We start from the raw sequence: 19,354 nt of genomic DNA on the forward strand, positions 1-19,354 counted from the left end.
TTGGTTAAACGGCGTATTTCTTGATCAGCTCAAAGTTCAATTCGTGTCCGAGGCCGGGGGTGTCCGGCACGTGAATGTATCCGTCGACAAATTTCTCAGCGGGTTTGATCACCTCCGCGCGCCAGGGCACTTCGCCGAAAGCATATTCGAGGATTGAAAAGTTAGGAATGGTGGCGCAAACCTGCACACTTGCCGCCGTGGAAACCGGTCCGCTCGGATTGTGCGGAGCAACAGAAATGTTGCCAGCCGTCTCTGCATGCGCTGCAATAAAACGCAGTTCCTGAATGCCTCCGCAATGTTTTACATCGGGCATAATGATGTCCAATGCCCTCGTGTTAATCAATGTTTCGAAGCCCTGTCTGCCAAATATCGATTCTCCGCCCGCAGATCCCTGCGTTATCGCGTCGGTAATTTCTTTGGTGTCACCGGGATTTTTCTCCGGGTCAATGGCTTCTTCAAACCAGTAAAGTTTGGATGCTTCGAGCCGTTTTGCTGTGGCAATTGCCAATGCTTTATTGAGATGACTGTGCACGTCAATGAGCAGATCGGTGTCCGGCCCAATGGTTTTGCGCACGGCCTCAACGCAATTGACCGCATAATCAATGTCCGATTCGATCTGTTTCTGATCGGCACTTTTGAGCGGCTTCATGTCGTCAAACGGCGCGAGCTTTACGGCTTTGAAACCGCTTTTCAATGCACTTTCTGCATTGGCCTGAAATGACGTGATGAGCCTTCTGCCACTGGCGTCGCGTTCGTTGGTGGCGCGGTTGATATTGGCATACACTTTCAGCTTTTCGCGCAACTTCCCGCCCAAAAGATCATACACCGGAATGCCCAGCGCTTTGCCATTTAAGTCCCAAAGTGCCTGTTCAATGGCGCTAAATGCGGTTATCGCCACTTTTCCACTTTTCGCAGCTTTCTGCAAACCGCGCTGACGGAATTGCTCCACGGCGAAGGGCGATTCATTTTTAACCAATTCAAAAAAAGCACTCAGATCGCTCAATAACTGCGCTTTGCCGCCGGGCATTGCGGCTGTAAATCCTTGGGAAGCTTCTCCCAGGCCCGTGATTCCCTTGTTAGTTTTTAGCTCAATGAAAAACCAGTTGCCGCGCGCATTCACTTTCACTTCATGCACATTCAATGCGGTAATGAGCAGCTTTTCATTGGCAAAATCCTGCCTTTTTACAGCAAAATCTCCCAACCCGAAAACGGGCAAGAGGCCTGCGCTGGCCAGAAAGTTTCTTCGTTTTATTGTTTTTTTCTCAATCATCGGATCAACTAAATCAGGGGGCAACTGCTTTGGGTTCAATGGGCAATGGCAGATAATCACGGTTAAGGATCATCCATTCCTGCAAGAGCGTTTTAAGCTTTTGTTCGGTTTCTTTCAGCTCGGGCTTGCCGGCCAGGTTGTTCGTTTCTTCAGGATCTTTTTCTTCGTCATAGATTTCAAACATCGGGCGATGCTCGGCAAAAAGCAGTTTATCAAATTGCTGATCCAGTTTGCCGTCTGCATGGCGCTGCTTCAAATCCAGCCAGAAAGGCTGTCCTGCAAAATCCACCGGGTAATAAGGAATTTGCCAGATCGCATTGTAAATGAGCTTGTATTTTTTGTTAAAAACAGTTCTGCCCAGGTCAAAGTCAGCGGAATTATGTGGCAGATTCTGCCCGTGCGCGCCGCGAACGGCATAAATGTATTCATGTCCGTTGAATGCTGCGCCCTGGAATGAAGGCACCAGACTCGCGCCCGTAATGTCTTTGGGAATGGCAATGCCTGCTGCATCCAGAAAAGTTGGCGCAATGTCAATGCCTGAAACGAGCGCATCGCTGGTTTGCCCTGCTTTAATGAGTCCGGGATGGCGCATGATCAGCGGCACATTCAGGCCGAGATTATACAATGTTCCCTTCCCTCTGAGCAGTGCGCCACCGTTGTCGCCAATGAAGACAACCAATGTATTTTTTGCCAATCCACGTTTTTCCAAATCATCCAAAACGCGGCCTACGTCGCCATCCAGACGCTGAATTTCGCCCAGATAGGAAGCGAAATCTTCGCGAACCTGCTTGGTGTCGGGCCAATGTTTGGGCAGCGAAAGGTCTGCGGGATTAGGCTCAAAGTCTTTTGCATTAAAAATCCGGTGCGGATCGCTGTAACCCACCTGCACGAAAAAAGGCTTTCCTTTTGGCGCCTGATCCATAAACTCCGTGTATTGCTGATAAATGCTGTCGCGGTTACCAGTCACTTTGAGATAATCAACGCGGTTTTTGAATGTTTCCAAACCATATTTTTCCAAAACCTCCACCGTTTCAGGAACGCGGCGGTTGCCGTCCAAATGAAAGTTCCTGCCCAAAATCCCGGTGTAATATCCGCCTTTGCGAAGCAGCTCCGGATAAGCAGTTACCGACTTATCCAAAGGCGCAGAAAAGCGTGTCATCTGAATGTCGAGCGTGTTGCGGCCCGTCATGATCGCGGCGCGGGACAACACGCATTGCGGTGCGGTGGTGTAAGCACGCCGATAAAGAATCCCTTCTTTGGCAAGCTTATCAATGTTCGGTGTTTTGATTTGCGGATAGCCGTAACTTCCCAAAAATGGCGCACTATGGTCGTCGGACACGATCAGGACAATGTTGGGCTGCTGCGTTTTCTTTTTCTGCGCCTCACTGGCCAGCGGAAAAGCCATGAGCAGCGATAATGCGATTGCTAAGCGTTTAGTAAAAATCATATTCGTAAGACATTGATTGGATTAAATGTGGCAGGTTCATTTGCTTGGAGCGATTTCCAGATAGTAGGGCCCTGTGGTGCCATCGCGCCCCTCGAACCAGGATCCGACCTGATAATCGCCTTTTTTCAAAAATATTTTGTCAAATTCCGCTGAGGGCTTTTCTTCTTCAATGACCACACTTCGCTGTGTCACGCCAATCCGCACCAATGCGCGCGTTTCTTTCGACAACGGCTTGATATTGATCGACTTAAAACTATAAAAACCATCCTGCCGCACAGTAATGGCCCAGTAACCGGTCGCTTTGTCACTTAGCCAGTTAACCGAGGTTCCGCCCAGATCCTGCCTGGTTAATGTGGAAACAGGTTCGTGCGGTGAACCCACAATGACGCGCCGCTGGCTCAGGTTGGGACTGGCCGAAATGTCTACAAATGAACTGTCAAGGCCCTTTCTAAGGTCTTTTGCAATTTGCGGATGCTTCTGGCTGAGATTTGTCTTTTCAGAAGGATCTTCTTCCAGATCAAAGAGCCCGAAGGAATTCGGATCTTTTGGGTCTGCATTGAATGCAGTCAGTTTGTATTTGCCTTTGTAAAAAGCCGCATTGCGGTAAGGCTCCGGCCAGCCGCGATTCCAGGTGTTATAAAATGTTCTTGGTTTTGCCGCCGTTTTTCCTTGCAAGACGGTGAATGCGGACTGTCCGTCGATTTTCAGGTTTTTCGGCAATGCAATTTTGACCGCCTCCAAAATCGTTGGAACCACGTCGACATGCGCGAGCAATGCTTTCACATCTGTATCCTGCTGAAATAATCCGGCGCCGGAGATCAGTAACGGAACGCGGGTTCCGCCTTCGTAAATGGTGCCTTTCAAACCGCGAAAACCTGTGTTATAGCGAAGCTGCTGGTTGCCATTGTCTGTCAGAAATATCACAATGGTATTTTCTTCAAGTTTCTGATCTTTCAATGCTTGTAAAATCCGGCCTACGTTGTCGTCAATGTTGGTGGCCATTCCATAAACTTTACGCGCGTCGGCTTTGTCACCCTCGGTCATTGCCGCCCAGGGCTGGTCTTTTTGTTTATCAAAATCAGCATTGAATTTCAGGTCTGCGTAAAGCTCCTCGTATTTTTTCGGGAGTTGCAAAGGCGTGTGTGGTGCATTGTAGGAAACATATAAAAAGAATGGCGCCGCCTTTTGTTCCTGCAAAAATTTCACTGCATAATTAGTGAAGACGTCCGTGCAGTAACCTTTCGTTTCGACTTTGCGGTTGTTTTCGGACAACACTGTGTTGAAATAACTGCTGTCGGTGCGCACGAAGTTTTCAATGTGGTCGCCGGGCTGCCCTACCCCGCCGCCGCCATGCACAACGCTGTATTGAAAGCCCTGGTCCGACGGTCTGAACGGATAATTATCGCCCAAATGCCATTTACCGATAATGCCGGTTTGATAACCATTGCTTTCCAGAATTTCGGCCAGGGTAACTTCCTCGGTGGCCATCATTGCGCCTGCATTATACGTGTCGCGAACGCCTGTCCGCTGCGCATAACGACCTGTGAGCAGACTCGACCGCGTGGGTGCGCATACGGGGGAATTGTGGTAATTTGTCAGCCTCGTGGAGCGGGCGGCGAGCCGATCAATGTTGGGCGTTTTGACGTAAGGATTGCCTGTAAAGCCAAAATCACCATATCCCTGATCGTCGGTCATGATCAGCAGAATGTTGGGTTTTGCAGCTTTTTGAGCCGAAACATGCATTGCCAAAAACAAGAAGAGCAAGGTGAGTAGCTTTTTTTCCAAGTTATTTTTCCGGTTGTTTTTTGGCATAAACTTTGTCAATCGCTGCGCCTTCATCGCCCTGCTGTTTCATCCATGCGTCCAATTCCTGTTTCAGTTTTGCGATGATTTGTTTGTAAGCAGGATCATTGGCCAGGTTTTTGGATTCGAACGGGTCTTGTTGCGTGTCGTAGAATTCAATAGGCGGGCGATTCGTGAAGCGGTTCAAAATCTTTTTAGAAACAGAATCGGTCTGGGCTTTTTCAACCCACGAAAACCAAACCGTGTTGCGATCGGGCTTGTCGCGGTTCATCATGAAGCGGTTGTAATATTGCTTGTCGGGAGTCAGGTTGACGATCAGCTTGTAACGAACGTCGCGGATGCTGCGGATGGGATAAGGGTCGCCTTCGGGAATGTTGTTATGAATGCCAAATGCGTATTTTCTGGCTGCATTGCTTTTTCCGGACAACACGGGCACGAAGCTTTTTCCATCCAGACCCGCAATTGCTTGTCCGCCAGCAATGTCAATAAGCGTTGGCGTAATGTCCTCATACTGAACAATAGCGCCTGTTTGCGTGGATGCTTTTACTTTGCCGGGCCATTTTACAATCATCGAACTCTTTTGACCAGAATCCCACAGATTCCACTTTGCTCCGGGAAACTGCGCGCCTTGTTCGCCCAGGAAAATGACGATCGTATTTTTGTCCTGTCCTGTCTCGCGCAGCAAATTGGTAATGTCACCCACCTGATCATCCAGCCGCCTCACTTCCGCCAGATATTTGACATATTGTCGCCGTGTAACCGGCGTGTCGACCCAGTCGGCGGGGAGCTTTAATTTGTCTTTGTCGAACTCCGTGCTGTCACCAGAAGTCCACGGCGTGTGCGGATTAATGCTCATCACAAACAGGCAATAAGGCTGCTCGCTGGCCGTAATGTATTGTTTGACGTCGTCGAGCTTGTAATCGTCTGTCGGCGAAACGCAATTGGGCTCGAAGCCTTCAATGATATCGAATGGAAATACGCTTTTTGGCTTGGTAACATGATCTTTTCCTGTCAAACCGACGCGGTAACCCAAATCAGCCAGATAATGTCCGACGCTTTTCAGATGATCATAAACGGGTTTGTGATTTTGAAATGATCCGTGGCGAACCGGATAGAGCCCGGTGAAAAGCGACGCACGCGTGGGCACGCACATGGCTTCCGAGGCATACATGTTATTGAATTTCAGGCCCTCGGCGGCAAGTTTATCAATGTGCGTTGTTTTCAGATTCTGGCCTCCATAGCAACTCAGCTGCCTGCTGTCCAGGTCGTCCGCCATGATGATGACGACATTGGGCTTTTCTGCTGCCGCTTGGCCAGGCACATGATATAGTGTAAATAAAGCGAAAGCGACTGGTTTGAGCACTTTTCGGGCATGCTGATAAAATGCTTTTTCTAAGATCATCCTGGTGAAATGAGAGACAATACTAAAATGGCATTCCGGCAAATGGGTGGCTCAATGCGGAATAATCTAGTTATATTATAGACAAAGTAAATTTAAAGACTTTACAATTGCAAAAAGGCAAAGGGAATTATTGATTGTTTACTAATTATAAAGTTACTTTGTCGATCAAATTAGTAGAGTAATCGCTTAAATAAGTAATCATGATTAAAATTCTCCGCTTTTGCCATCGCAGTTATGTGCTGGCATCGATTTTGGCCAGTGTTGTTGCTCTACAAGGTTTTGCACAATCCGGCGCCATTAAAGGAAAAGTTGTTTCAGTCAATGATCAGTCACCGCTGCCTGGAATCAATGTTTTGGTAAAAAACAGCACAACCGGAACGACGACGAATGCGGACGGCATTTTTGAGATCCAGGTCGAATCCAATGCTGTGCTGGTTTTCTCCGCGATTGGCTATTTGACGCAGGAAATTGAATTGAAAGGACGCTCGCAGGTTGACATTCAGCTGAGTGACGATACAAAGCAGTTGAATGAGCTCGTTGTGGTGGGTTATGGCACGCAGAAGAAGCGCGACATTACTGGTTCGGTGAGTTCGCTGGACAGTAAAGATTTCAACAAAGGCGTGCAAACATCTGTGGACCAGCTTATTTCTGGCCGCTCGGCGGGTGTGCAGGTTACGCAATCCAGTTCTGAACCGGGCGGCGGCGTTACAGTCCGCATTCGCGGGGCAAATTCGATCAATGCCAACAACGAGCCATTATATGTGATTGACGGATTGCCCGTCAACAATTCCTCCGTGGTTCCTAGCTCGACTGCGGTGACCGAGGCTGCGCCCAGAAACCCATTGAATGCATTGAATCCGAATGACATTGAGTCGGTAGAAATCCTGAAAGACGCGTCTGCAACGGCGATTTATGGGTCTCGTGGCGCCAATGGAGTGATTTTGATCACGACAAAAAAAGGAATAAAAGGAAGGCTGAATGTCAATTATGCTGTTTCGGGAGCTGTTTCCAATGTTACCAAGTCGGTGCCAATGTTGAATGCCCAGCAATATATGTCGCTGCTGAACGACCTGCGTGCTGACCAGAAACAGCAGCCGGAATTTACAAGTGAACAAATTGCGCAGGTTGGTCAGGGAACAAACTGGCAGGATCAGGTTTTCAGAAAAGGATATTTACAAAATCATCAACTGTCTTTTTCAGGCGGTCAGGACAAATTCACTTACTATGCTTCTCTGAACTATCTGGATCAGAAAGGCGTCGTGATCAGCTCTGGCATCAAGAAATATGTGGGTCGTGTGAACCTGAATTATACGGACGACAAGTTCAAATTTGGCCTCAACCTGAATTCCAGCCAGGTTAATGATGATTTTGTGCCGAATGGCGTTAGCGTTAACGAAGGCGCGGGCGTGATCAACACAGCCATTTTCCAAGACCCGACTTTATCGATTAAAAATGCAAATGGCACATGGACGCAGACGCAGATCGTTAACCTTGAAAACCCGGTTGGGTTGGCCAACGAAGTGCGTGATTTTGCCAAAAGCAGCCGAACGTTCGCGAGCGTTTTTGCCGAATATTTTTTTCTTCCCGAGCTTTCTGCCAAAATCAACTTTGGAACGGATCGCCAGGATTCGCGTCGTGATATTTTCACTTCCCGCCTCACAAAAAGAGCGGAAGGAACAAAAGGAATTGCCAGCGTTCTGACCAGTAATTCGTCCAATAATTTGGTGGAGCTGACGGCGCGTTATAGCAAGGCATTTAATAAAATACATCAGCTGGAAGTGCTGGGCGGTTACACTTACCAGGAATTTGAAGTGAGTTCGCTTTCGGCAGGTGCGCAAAACTTTCCGCTGGACGCTTTGGGAACCGATAACCTTTCGGCTGGTGCGCAAAGCACTTTTTCTCTTGGCTCGGGCCGGACGAAAAACCAGCTGCTCTCCTATCTGGGCCGCGTGAATTACAATTTGATGGATAAATATTTGCTGACCGCATCCATCCGCGCCGACGGTTCGTCCCGATTTGGCGATAACAAGAAATATGGGATTTTCCCGTCAGTGGCATTGGGCTGGCGGATCAAGGATGAGCTTTTTCTTAAAAACGTAACCCCACTAACTGATTTGAAACTGCGGGCCAGTTATGGAATCACTGGTAATCAGGACATTGGAAGCTACAAATCCCTGGTATTGCTCGGACCGCAAGGTCAAGCCATCTTCGATGGAACGCCTTATGTGGGCATTTCCACAACGCAGCTTCCTAACCCCGATTTGAAATGGGAAACCACGAGCCAGCTCGACATTGGTCTGGACTTCGGACTTTTTGAAAACCGCCTGACGGGTAGCCTCGATTATTTTCACAAACAAACCAAAGACTTGCTTTTGCAGCTGCCTATTCCGCGCACGACGGGTTTTACAACCACATTCAAGAATGTGGGCGGATTGAAAAACAGCGGTTTTGAGCTTGGGTTAACGTCTATCAATGTGACTGCTCCTTTCACTTGGAGATCGAGCGTTAACTTTTCAATTGTAAAAAATGAGGTTACCGATTTGGGAACATTGCCGTTCATCCTGGGAGGTTCGGCCGGATTTACCAATGATTTTACCATTATCAGAAAAGGCGATCCATTGAATGCTTATTATGGTTATGTGGTGGATGGCGTTTTCCAGCAGGCGGATGACATTGCTTCTTCGGCGCAGCCGCTGGCGCGTCCGGGTGAATACAAATATCGCGATGTGAATAAGGATGGCACGATCAACTCGCAGGACCGCACGATTCTTGGCTCACCATTTCCGGATTTCACGTATGGTGTGAATAATGATTTTACTTATGGTCCGTTCAACTTTTCATTCTTTTTCCAGGGCGTGCAGGGAAGCACGCTTTTCAACCTGAACCGCACGGAGTCGGAAAACCCGATTTCCTTCCGTCGTAACCGCCTTGCTGAAAGTTACACCGACCGCTGGACGCCTTCGAACCCGACGAATGAAAACTCTTCCGGCATTCCGGTGGCTGTGGCCTATACAAGCAATGTGAACAGCCGTGCTGTGGAAAACGCGTCTTACCTGCGTTTGAAATCGGTGCAGCTTACTTACAATTTCCCTTCGGCCAAGTGGAGGCACATTAAAGGCGTGCAAGTGTATGTAACGGGACAGAACCTGTTTACCATCACCAAATACACAGGTTACGACCCCGAGGTGAGCGCATTTGGAACTTCCAATGTCCGTGCTGACTACAATGCATTCCCCCTTTCACGGACCTACACGGCCGGGCTGAGCATCAACTTTTAATGACGATTAAGATTTATAAAATGAAAAAATTACTTTATCTGTTACTTTTTATCGGCGTTGCAGCGTGCGATAAGCCTTTGGAAGAAGAAGTTTTCTCTTCTTTTGGCCCTAACAACTTTTTCAAAACAGCCGACGATGCGGAGGCATTGCTGAATGCTGCGTATGCACTTGAACAAAAGCAAGGAACGGACGGCTTCCGCAATATTTTCGTGATGGCCGAAGTGACGACGGACCTGCTTATTATTCGCGAAGGCGGCTTGCGCGGATTGGCGCAGCCATTGGAAGATTTCACCTGGAATGCATCGCACGAGTTTTTTGATGTGGCCTGGACGCGTTATTACAGCGCAATTTACCGGGCGAACCTTGTGATAGACAATGTGCCTAACATTGATTTTGACGAGGAAAGAAAGAAGCAAATTGTCGCGGAAGCGCGCTTTCTGCGCGCTAGCGGATATATTTATCTCTACGATTTGTTTGGGCCTACGCCTATTATTACCAATAGCGTCAGCACAAGCGAAGACCGTCCTGCACGCGCGAGTAAGGAAGAATTTATCAAATTCGTGACCGACGAACTAACTGCCGCAAGCGAAGTTTTGCCTGTTGCCGCCAAGCAATATGGCCGCGCCACGAAAGGAGCCGCACTTGCGTTCCTGACGAAGTTTTATCTCAATAACAAAGATTGGGCAAAAGCAAATGAGACTGCGCAAAAAGTCATTGCTTTGAATGCTTATAGTCTTTTCGATGCGCCTAACCGCACGGATCTTTTCAAATTGGCAAATGAGAAAAACAGCGAGTTCATTTATGTTAGGCCGCATGTTGCCCAGCCTGGACTTGGCACCAATTATCTTCCACACGCTGCACCGCCAAACTACAAATACAAAGGTGTGGCAAAAGCAAATTATGCAACGCAGCTCAAAACATTGTCCAGCTTTTACGATTCATTTGATCCAAAAGATCAGCGATTAGGCGCTTTCCTGACTGAATATGATGACCTGAGCGGCAAGCACATTGTTCTGGGACAGGACGATAAGCGGAGCTTCAAATTTGAAGAGGACCTTCCTGCAACCGGCGCGGATATGGGAAATGACTTTCCTGTTGTCCGCTATGCTGACATTCTTTTAAGCAAAGCGGAGGCGATCAATGAGCTGAGCGGCCCGACGCAGGAAGCAATTGCTTTGGTCAATCAGGTTCGTGCAAAAGCTGGTTTACCCGCATTGGCAGCCGCCAGCTACGCAACGAAAGATGCATTCCGGGCGCATATTTTGAAAGAACGCGGCTGGGAGTTTTTCTCGGAAGAGCTGCGCCGCCAGGATCTGATCCGCCATGGCAAGTTCATTGAGCTGGCCAAAGCGAGGGGAAAAGTGGCATTTGACTATCAGGTTTTATTTCCGCTTCCGCAAAGTGAAATTGACCGCAATCCGAGTCTGAAACAGAATGAAGGTTACAAATAATGCATGTTAGTTGCCCTTAAATAGGTGAAAATGCAGTCTTTTTCTGATAAATAAAGCCTTGTACACCTCTTGTACACCTCATTTCCAGGCTGTATAACCTTTTGTATACCCATTTTAATTGGCGGCCTCTCGGGGCCGCCATACTTTTGTCATGTCTTCTCCGCAAGCATTTTGATTTGGCTTCTCCATGTGCTTCTCTTCTTGCGACCAGGAGAAGGATGTCGGATTAAATTTTTAATTAGCGTCAACATTATACCACACTATTCATCTATCAGCCTTGAAAAATAAAATAATATGGCCTTTGCAAAAGTTATAACCGTCGTCAATTGGATCCTCATCGCTGTTTATGGTTATTATGTGATCTGGGCACTTTTTCAGGCAACCAAGCCAAGCCACGAAATGCCCGGTGTGGAAACGATCATTAAAGTAACCGGTCTCGTGCTTTTGCTTTCGTTAATTGCCATGAACATGAGCAATTACCAATGGTTGAAAGTCTCAGCATTGGTTCTTGCCGTGGTTTTGCTGCTCATTATCAAATCATTCAGTGATTAAACGCAACTCATGAAAAACTTCTTAATTGCGATGCTCTCGGGCTTCGCAGGCTACATCCTCCTCGCCTGCCTGAGTTACTTCCTGATCGGAAAGTTCTCCTCCAACAGCCACGATCGCAGCATGGAAGCCGGCATGACCAGCATCTTTGTGGCCGGGCCTATCGGGTTGGTTGTGGGAATTATTGTAGGTTATGTCTGGGTTAAGGATTGGTTTTGAGCAATGCGATTTCCTAGTCCTGATAACTGAATTCAATGATTGCGCCTCGTTCCGCGGAGCCTTCGGGGTTTTCGGCAGATGGGCCCGATGTGACAGCGGATTTATCTGTTATCAAATAGATTTTCAGGCCATCGGGCGATACGGCGACGTCGCGGTAACGGACTTTGTTTTCAAAATAATCGAGCTCATCTGCAACACCCGTTCCGCTGGCGTTCAGCTTTAACCGCACGATTTTCCCTTTTTTTAATGAAGTGATCAGCAATGAGCCTTTCCATCCCGGAATGGCATTGCTGTTATAGGCGGCAATGCCGGATGGCGCCAGCGCTGGCCAGTCGGGGCTTTTTTGGCCGGACAGGATTGTGTCTCCAAATGCGAGCAGCTGCTTGTTTGGGGTTGGGTAAAAGCTCTTGATGGGCGGTTCATAATTTTTGAGTTTTCTGGCGGCGTCCTGCTCATTGGTAATAAGCGGATATTTGGTGTTCCATTTGCCCGGCAAACTGTCAATGTCTGTGACAGCGGCTGCAAAACCATTATAGTTGCCGTCGGGATAGCCGATGATCAGCGGGTGGCCATAATTTTTCCCGCGCTTGATGATGTTGACTTCGTCGTCAGAAAATGGGCCATGTTCGGCGGAATAAATGATTTGTTTGCCATTCACATCCATAACCGCAAGGCCCTGCGGATTGCGGTGACCGAGTGACCACACCGCGTTTTGCTTCGCCTGGCTGAATGGGTTATCGTTTGGAATCCATTGATCTTTTTGGTTCTGATCTGTGTCTGGCACAGTGTTGAAGCGCAGCACTTTTCCTTCGTACACAGATAAATCTTGCGCGTGATTGGTGCGGCCGGCATTTTTGAACTGGCCCGCACCCATATCGCCAATGGAATAGAACAAGTAATTCTTGCCCTCCACCGACGAAATCAGCAACCGGCCTCCATTGTGATCATTGCTTCCGGGAATTGCATCGCTGACCGTCTGCGGATCTTGCAGTTTCTGGCTCTGCGGATCGTAAGTGTAACGGACAATTTTGGTTTTGTAGTGATAGCCATGATCTTTCGGATCGTGACCATCGCCCGGCCTGTCTTTTCCTTCAAAATCGTAAACAAACACAAGGTAAACGAAAGGCTTTCCGTTCAATAAATCGGGATGGAGCGCCATGCCCATGAGCCCGCCCTGAGGCGCGGGTTTGCCGCCGTCAATGGAGTCGCTTGTCTTGTCATAATTGGGGAATGTCTTTTCACCGCTCAGGTCGATCAAAATATCTTTGCTCCCACTCTCCGGATCGATTCGGAGCACGCGGTAATCTTTCGATTCGGTGACCCACAAATGCTTGTCCGGTCCGAAAACGATCTCCCAGGGATCAGAAGTCCCCTTTGCAATGATTCTTTTTTTAAATTTTTCTTGCCCCGCTTTCTGACCGAAACCGGCTGCTGCGGAGGCAAGAATAATAATGATAAGGCATATAAAGCGCATTGAAAACGACATGATCAGATCCGTAAAGTTAAGTTTCAACAAAACGATACGGCCGCATAGTAAAACTGTGCCAGTTTGATCAAATACAGTCGGTTAGCCGAGCATCTTCAAAACGCAATGCTTCAATATTAACGCTTTGGCCCTACGGCGTCATAGATCACCACTTTTTCCCACAAATGCGCATAGTTATTTCTGAAATCGTCGTGAATCGGGTGTTTTTGATAGGCTTCTTCATCGGCTGGACTGTCGAAAAAGCACAGCCATGAATAAGCATAACTGCGTTCGATCACATCGCGGTTTGTTGCTGCCGGCGTGCCAATGTGCACCATTTTGATGGTGGGGCATTTGGCGAGTTTGTTCAGTCCTTCCAGCAGCTTGTCTTTATCGGCTGCATTTCCAGGGTTTTTGAGATAAAACAAAACGTGGTGTATAAAAACGTCCTTGGCCGCCAGTTCGCCGGTTGAACCTAAAACAAGGCCAGCTCCCAGGCTGCTTTTAACAAAATTCCTTCTCGATTGCTGCTTCATTGGTTTCTTAATTGAATGAAAATAATTTATTCTAAAATAGGCTTTCGTACGCTTTTGGCAATGCAGTTATTTCTTTGATCAATACATCGCGGTAAAACACTTCCGCAGCTTCGCTTTGCAACTGGATTTTACCACTGATCATTGGAACCTCTTTCCCATCGGGCGTAATGTAACGCGAGTTGTTAAGCACCATCACCACATTACCGTTGACAATGTGCAGACTTTTGCCTTCAAAGCAAATGAGTTCGAGGTTTGTCCATTCGCCAGCAGGGCTTTCGTGATTAACCGAGCGCATGCAATAGTAATCCGAGCCTGTTTTGAATGTTCCAAAAGGTTGCTTATGATCTGCAACGCGGTTCATAACACCTTCGGATTGGAATGAACGAATGTCAATTGCAGAATTGGCCTGGCACCAAAAATCGCCCATATGCCCTTCCATGATCTGAAATTCCTGCGAAAGCATCCACGAACGCCAATATTCTGCCCCGGCTTCGCCATTGGAATGATATAAAATGCCGGAGTCACGCAGCTTGTCTTTTCTGGGTTCAAACTTATTTTGCCCCCATTTCACTTGAAGTTTCAGGTGGTAATTCTTGTATGATTTACGCGTAAACAGACAGCCATAGACTTCGCCGCTGACGTGCAACACGGGCCCGCCGGATTCATTCAGCACAGAGAAAACTTTTCCGTTGTCCTTGTTATAGCCAATGGGCGCAATGGGAGCACCGCTTTTGTCAGTTGGTATTTTTCCATTATAACCTGGCTTGTGCGCGTAGCTTAGATAATTTTCCCATTGGGTAAGATCTTTATCCAAAAGTGGAGTCCATTCGTCAGCTGTGCGCATGGAGAAAAGTGCGCAAATGCCGACCATTGCTGTGAGGAGTAGAAATGTTCGTTTCATATTTTCTTATAAACCTGTAGTGTAAATAATTATTCATTGGCAAATTTAGAAATCACGCAACGCACTCTATTGTAAAAATCCATTGTTAATTGGTAGGTTTATGTTATTCTTGGCACACAATGAAACGATACATTCTTCACACCCCTTTCAGCATTTACCATTTTGACGCGGCAACGTGGGTGCATTCAGTTCACAAGCATACGTATTTTGAAATCATTTTTATACTGAAAGGGAATGGTGTGCATCGCATCAATGGCAATGCTTTTCAGTATGATGAGGGAGATGTTTTTTTGCTAGGGCCGGAGGATTTCCATCATTTTGAAATTGCGGAACTGACCGAATTCAGCTTTGTCCGCTTCAATGAATCGCTCCATAAGCAGTTGCCGGACGACAAGGACCATCCCTGGCAGCCGATCATCAGGGCATTGCTGAATACGTCGTCGCAAAGCCGCGGGTCGATTGTTGTGGATAAGCAGGAGAAGCAAAAACTGCATCATTTGCTTGCGGTTCTGGAAGCCGAATCTGCAAATGATCAGTCGCAATATTTTGAAGTGATCCGCGATAGCTTGATGCGGAGCATGCTGATTATTCTTGCGCGCAACCTGTTTAGTCAAACCCAGAGCAGGCCGGTTTTAAAAGATTCGATTGAGGCGATTTTGATCTACATTAAGCAACACATTTATCGCCCGGAAGACCTGACCATTGAGCATTTGGCCGAGACCTTTCATTATGCGCCGGCTTATATCAGCCTGTTTTTTAAAAAGCACACGGGTGAATCAGTCAAGCAGTTTATCATTAAGCATAAAATCAAACTCATCGAAGCAAGGTTACTTTACAGTCAACTGACATTGAGCGAGATAGCGGATGAATTTGGTTACACGGATGAAAGCCATCTTTGCAAACAATTCAGGAAATATACAGGCACTACGCCAATCTCCTTTCGGATGCGGGTTTAAAAAAAAGACGTGTTACTCGAGATCCACGGGAGACATTCGCAATGCTGTTGACAAAGCATTCAGCAGCGAAGGCATTTCGCCTTCCGTGCCCATATCCGGCGCTAGCATTGCAACTTTCGCCGCCACTTCACCCATTTGGCCAATGACTGCATCCGTATTTAAAGGGTTCGCAGCCAGTAAGCCTTTGAGCTGTTGGAGGGCTTCTGCAATAGGAAGCGTATTCTCCGCCTCAGAAAGCGGCCCTGTCCATTGATCAATGAGCTCGACTCCGGCTTGTGGTGTAATCGGTTCCTGCTCTCCCATTAGCTGGGAAATGGTTTCTTCGAGTAGAGCGGTTGTATCCGAAAGGCTTTTCATATGACAATTTGTTTTGAACAAAAAAATGGGATAACGCATGTAAGCATACGTTATCCCGAAACCCTTAAACAGTCGCGTGAACCGGACGGTCGTACTTGCTGTCTTCGTCTTTTGACTCGGTTCCTTTTTTGGCTCCGAAGCCTGCCGCCGCTACACCAATTACTAATCCTATGAATCCAAATATCGCAGCTTTCGATGCGGCCGACGCAGCATCATCCGCTGCCTGACGGCCTTTCACTTCTGCCTGTTCCTTGGCTTGATCAATTTTCACCTTCGCCTGGTTGTAAGTGCTGATCCAGTTGTTGACAATCTGCTCAGATTCGGCCTGGCTCTTGCCCGTTTGTTTCATGACCACATTCACCGCATCCTGGCGGTCAACCTGACTAATCGTGCTTTGTCCTTCCTTGAAAAGCTTTTTGAACAGTCCGCTTGCCATTTCGTCTGTTGCCTGCGGATTTGAAGCTGCATTTGTTCCGGTTGATTTAGCCTGATCCACTGCATTCTCGGCCTTATTTCCCAACGCGTCTGGGCTCAGCGCAGGATCTCCGGTTTGGCGCAAAACCTGTGTCACCTGACCTTTCAGATCGTCCAAATTAATCCCGCTGGCCTGTAATTGTTCCTGCACTTTGTCAGCCGCACCCGGCGCTGCCGAAGCAACGGCGGAACCAGCAGATTTAACAAGTCCGCCCAGCATTCTGCCTGCGCCGCCAATAATGCTACCAACCGTCGTTGTCAGAAAGTAAATTGTTAAAAGCGTTACAAGTGACCATGTTAGCACGCCATGAATGATGCCGTCGAAAGTGCGCGGAGCACTGGCAAGTCGCCCGGCGATCCAGCCGCCAATGAAAAGCGAGACCAGACTACTGATGATATACCAGATTGCCGTTCCCATGCCAAGGCCCGCCGCTGGATTTTGTTCTTCTACAGCGTCAATCGTGCTGAGCCCGACGCCGAGTCCTAATAATGATAACAGCATTTGAACTACGAGTGCTATTAGTACGCCTGCAAAAACTGCACTCCACGAGATCCGCTTCAAAAAGCTTGGCTGCGCGTAGGTTTGCTGATGAGATAAAATGTTGGTTTCCATTTGGTGTTTGTTGTTGTAATGAAGAATAAAGTTTTTTTAAGATGCTTAAAGTCCAAGACCATTTTGATAGTTTAAAACAAAGGCGTTGGAACATTCGCGGGTCGCAGTAAGAAATCATGCCATGTGCTGCGTTTTGCGAAGAATTCTTTATTTAAGCGCTGCTTTTCGCCATTATAAACGCATTTGCACCGGATGTAAGACCGAATGTGGGGACGGGCTTGCCATAAACGAGATATCACACTCGGTTACAAGGAGGAGAGACAGCTGAGTTGAATGTTAGAGATTGTTGCCATTTGCGATTTCAAATTATGGAGAAATCTGCAACGTTTAGATACGGCCGTTCGGATGTTTGAATGTAAAAAAGCGAGGTCAGCCTATGCTAACCTCGCTTTCGTCTTTTATTTAAACCAATGCTATGCTTCAAAGTTTTCGATCAAGTCCCTGTATTTATCCACCTGACTTTCGAACTTTCGGATGCCCGTTTCGTAAATAAATTTCAGTGATTCGAGATCGTCGATATCCTTTTCATAGGCCTCAGATGCCTCCACATTTCTATCGAGCTCGGAAAGCAACTTTTGTAATTTTTCTAATGACCCGGTGTTTTCCTCTGCCCGGTATTCATACCAATCGTGCAGCTTTTGGTAATTCTCTTTCAAACTGCTCTTTTTCGCCATTTTTAAATAAATATCCCTGTTAAAAGTTAATATGATTGCGCCTAGACTTTCAATGCCCACACCGAAACGGAGCCGCCTTTGACGGGAAGTTCGGCCCATCCGTCTTCTTGAATGACAATTTCATGATCAAAATGCCCCATATAATCGACAAACGTTTTACCCGCATGCTTCTCGCCAAGCTGCATAGCTCGCGCGGTTTCGCCACCGATTGACAGCACGACAGCACAGCCCGAATTCTCATGCTCCTCATCCCCTGCCCTAACCCAACCAATGCTTTCCTGCGTTTTGAAATAATCAGTTTGCTGACCGTAGGCCATGTTTTTTCTGATGTGAAGCAATGCTTCCAATCCTTCCAGCTTCTCCAATGTCACGTCGTGCAGTTCACCATCATTCCCCTTATCGGCATATTTTGAACCGTACAAATCTGTGTAAAACACACATGGATAACCCGACTCCCTTAGCAAAATCAACGCATAAGCAAGCGGCCTGAACCAATGCTCCACAGTTTGTTCAAGCGATTGCAAGGGCTGTGTATCGTGATTTTCTACGAGCGTAACCGCAAGTCCGGGGTGCGTTTGCACCAATGTATCTTCAAAAACTGCCCTTAGGTCAAAACTGCTGCTCTCTTTGGAAGCTCGAAAGAAATTCGCTTGCAAAGGTGCGTCGAAAAGTGAAATCCTGTGCCCAGTTGCTTCAATGTATTCATGCATGGCGGGCAGATCGTAAGGCGCCCAATACTCGCCAACCGTGTAAAATTCCCGGTTGTATTTGTTGCGCAGGTGGTCGAGCCATTCCACAAAAAACTGCGGGTCCATGTGTTTAATTGCATCGAGACGGAAGCCGTCCATGCCGACGGTTTCATAATACCACTCACCCCATCTTTTCAATTCTTCCCGCACGTGCGGATTTCGGAAATCGATATCCGAGAGCATCAGGTAATCAAAATTGCCATTTTCGAGATCAAGCACATCCTGCCAGCCGTCACCATATTCGTTTTGGATAGAATAAATCGCCGTTTCCTGCGTCGCAGCATTGTAATCCACACCCGAAAAGCATTGATGGTCCCATATGAACTGGGAATATTTTCCTCCCCTACCGGGGAAAGTAAATCGCGTATATGCTTCAATCTCCCTCGGCTCACTAACGAACTCGTTGCGATTTTCAGGCGTAACCTCTCGAACGGTAACGACCTCCTTCTCATCCGCGCCGCCCATGTGGTTGAGCACGATGTCAGAATAAACCTGCAAGCCAGCCTGCTGTCCGGCTTTGATGGCAGCGATCAACTCGTCTTTTGTTCCGTATTTGGTTCTTACTGAGCCTTTTTGATCAAATTCCCCGAGGTCGTACAAATCATAAGAATCGTATCCCGATGCCGAGCCCCCCTCCATTCCTTTGTGTGCAGGCGGCAGCCAAACTGCATCGAATCCAAGAGATTTAAGCCGCTGCGCCTCTGCTGCATAATGATTCCAAAGGCTCCCATCCTCCGGATAATACCATTCAAAAAATTGCAACATCGTAAAATTTTCCATTCTTGATTGTGTTGATAGAGTTGGCGTTTGGGTGTCTTTTATGGGGGAGGTAAAAAAACCTGGCCAGGGGGGGTGGGGAGGCTGTAGGTAGAGAGGGATTCGAACGGTTGACTTAATTAATTGAATATCAACCTAGTAAAAAATCCTAAAAAAGCGTTCCATGATGCACGAAACATGCCTGTTTCCCGCCTATAAATAATAGTTTAACTAACTGATAATCAAAGGAAATGCTTCGACTATCAGTCAAAGTTAACCTATTCATTTCACAAGTCAAACAGGGGTGTGCGTAAATCGTGGAAATTTTGCTAAAAATTGGATTTAAGCAAGTTGATTTTCTGAAAAGATTGGCGGTCCAGCGGCAAGATTTTTTATCCAAATTTGGGCGTCCGACAGGGAATTTTCAGCAGATTTTGAGAAATACTTAGGTAAA

General features: G+C 47.4%; 16 protein-coding genes. 5 read left to right on the forward strand and 11 right to left on the reverse strand.

The features are described from left to right. Positions 1–4: 4 nt before the first annotated feature. The 4 genes from LZG73_RS15160 to LZG73_RS15175 are packed head-to-tail and all read right to left on the reverse strand — an operon-like array spanning position 5 to position 5,922. Positions 5–1,270 (reverse strand): mandelate racemase/muconate lactonizing enzyme family protein, encoded by a 1,266-nt coding sequence (locus tag LZG73_RS15160; RefSeq protein ID WP_233851353.1) that lies wholly within the window; start codon positions 1,268–1,270, stop codon positions 5–7. 13 nt (positions 1,271–1,283) lie between these two features. Further along, on the reverse strand, positions 1,284–2,717 hold the full coding sequence (locus LZG73_RS15165) for a sulfatase (protein WP_233851355.1): 1,434 nt from the start codon (positions 2,715–2,717) through the stop codon (positions 1,284–1,286). A gap of 36 nt (positions 2,718–2,753) precedes the next feature. Further along, on the reverse strand, positions 2,754–4,502 hold the full coding sequence (locus tag LZG73_RS15170) for an arylsulfatase (RefSeq protein ID WP_233851357.1): 1,749 nt from the start codon (positions 4,500–4,502) through the stop codon (positions 2,754–2,756). A gap of 1 nt (position 4,503) precedes the next feature. Continuing rightward, positions 4,504–5,922, reverse strand: a complete 1,419-nt coding sequence (locus LZG73_RS15175; RefSeq protein WP_233851359.1) for a sulfatase — start codon at positions 5,920–5,922, stop codon at positions 4,504–4,506. A 200-nt stretch (positions 5,923–6,122) separates the two neighbouring features. On the opposite strand from LZG73_RS15175, the gene LZG73_RS15180 reads away from it, so the two are divergent. The 4 genes from LZG73_RS15180 to LZG73_RS15195 all read left to right on the forward strand — a co-directional run bounded on the left by LZG73_RS15180 (position 6,123) and on the right by LZG73_RS15195 (position 11,419). Further along, on the forward strand, positions 6,123–9,200 hold the full coding sequence (locus LZG73_RS15180; protein WP_233851361.1) for a TonB-dependent receptor: 3,078 nt from the start codon (positions 6,123–6,125) through the stop codon (positions 9,198–9,200). Positions 9,201–9,220: 20 nt separating this feature from the next. Continuing rightward, on the forward strand, positions 9,221–10,651 hold the full coding sequence (locus tag LZG73_RS15185; protein ID WP_233851363.1) for a RagB/SusD family nutrient uptake outer membrane protein: 1,431 nt from the start codon (positions 9,221–9,223) through the stop codon (positions 10,649–10,651). A 294-nt stretch (positions 10,652–10,945) separates the two neighbouring features. Further along, positions 10,946–11,203 (forward strand): hypothetical protein, encoded by a 258-nt coding sequence (locus LZG73_RS15190; protein ID WP_233851365.1) that lies wholly within the window; start codon positions 10,946–10,948, stop codon positions 11,201–11,203. A gap of 9 nt (positions 11,204–11,212) precedes the next feature. After that, the gene (locus tag LZG73_RS15195) at positions 11,213–11,419 is read left to right on the forward strand and encodes a hypothetical protein (protein WP_233851367.1); all 207 of its coding nucleotides are present in this window, start codon (positions 11,213–11,215) and stop codon (positions 11,417–11,419) included. Positions 11,420–11,432: 13 nt separating this feature from the next. On the opposite strand, the gene LZG73_RS15200 is transcribed toward LZG73_RS15195, so the two are convergent. The 3 genes from LZG73_RS15200 to LZG73_RS15210 form a co-directional block, all read right to left on the reverse strand. Next, positions 11,433–12,905: a PQQ-dependent sugar dehydrogenase gene (locus tag LZG73_RS15200; protein ID WP_233851377.1), complete on the reverse strand. Its 1,473-nt coding sequence runs from the start codon at positions 12,903–12,905 to the stop codon at positions 11,433–11,435. Between the two features lie 116 nt (positions 12,906–13,021). Next, a complete protein-coding gene (locus tag LZG73_RS15205; protein ID WP_233851379.1) occupies positions 13,022–13,420 on the reverse strand; it encodes a Dabb family protein in 399 nt (132 codons plus the stop codon). 31 nt (positions 13,421–13,451) lie between these two features. Continuing rightward, positions 13,452–14,321, reverse strand: a complete 870-nt coding sequence (locus LZG73_RS15210) for a DUF1080 domain-containing protein (RefSeq protein WP_233851381.1) — start codon at positions 14,319–14,321, stop codon at positions 13,452–13,454. Positions 14,322–14,440: 119 nt separating this feature from the next. On the opposite strand from LZG73_RS15210, the gene LZG73_RS15215 reads away from it, so the two are divergent. Continuing rightward, positions 14,441–15,277 (forward strand): AraC family transcriptional regulator, encoded by an 837-nt coding sequence (locus tag LZG73_RS15215; RefSeq protein ID WP_233851383.1) that lies wholly within the window; start codon positions 14,441–14,443, stop codon positions 15,275–15,277. Between the two features lie 12 nt (positions 15,278–15,289). Here LZG73_RS15215 and LZG73_RS15220 read toward each other — a convergent pair whose 3' ends face one another. The 4 genes from LZG73_RS15220 to LZG73_RS15235 all read right to left on the reverse strand — a co-directional run bounded on the left by LZG73_RS15220 (position 15,290) and on the right by LZG73_RS15235 (position 18,924). Next, positions 15,290–15,634 carry a hypothetical protein gene (locus LZG73_RS15220; RefSeq protein WP_233851385.1) on the reverse strand — a complete coding sequence of 115 codons (345 nt, stop codon included), beginning with the start codon at positions 15,632–15,634 and terminating at the stop codon, positions 15,290–15,292. A gap of 64 nt (positions 15,635–15,698) precedes the next feature. Then, positions 15,699–16,721 carry a hypothetical protein gene (locus tag LZG73_RS15225; RefSeq protein WP_233851387.1) on the reverse strand — a complete coding sequence of 341 codons (1,023 nt, stop codon included), beginning with the start codon at positions 16,719–16,721 and terminating at the stop codon, positions 15,699–15,701. Between the two features lie 413 nt (positions 16,722–17,134). Then, the gene (locus LZG73_RS15230) at positions 17,135–17,395 is read right to left on the reverse strand and encodes a hypothetical protein (protein ID WP_233851389.1); all 261 of its coding nucleotides are present in this window, start codon (positions 17,393–17,395) and stop codon (positions 17,135–17,137) included. Between the two features lie 41 nt (positions 17,396–17,436). Beyond that, positions 17,437–18,924 carry an alpha-amylase gene (locus LZG73_RS15235; RefSeq protein WP_233851391.1) on the reverse strand — a complete coding sequence of 496 codons (1,488 nt, stop codon included), beginning with the start codon at positions 18,922–18,924 and terminating at the stop codon, positions 17,437–17,439. Positions 18,925–19,354: the final 430 nt, after the last annotated feature.

Source organism: Dyadobacter sp. CY326, assembly GCF_021390515.1.
GTDB lineage: Bacteria > Bacteroidota > Bacteroidia > Cytophagales > Spirosomataceae > Dyadobacter.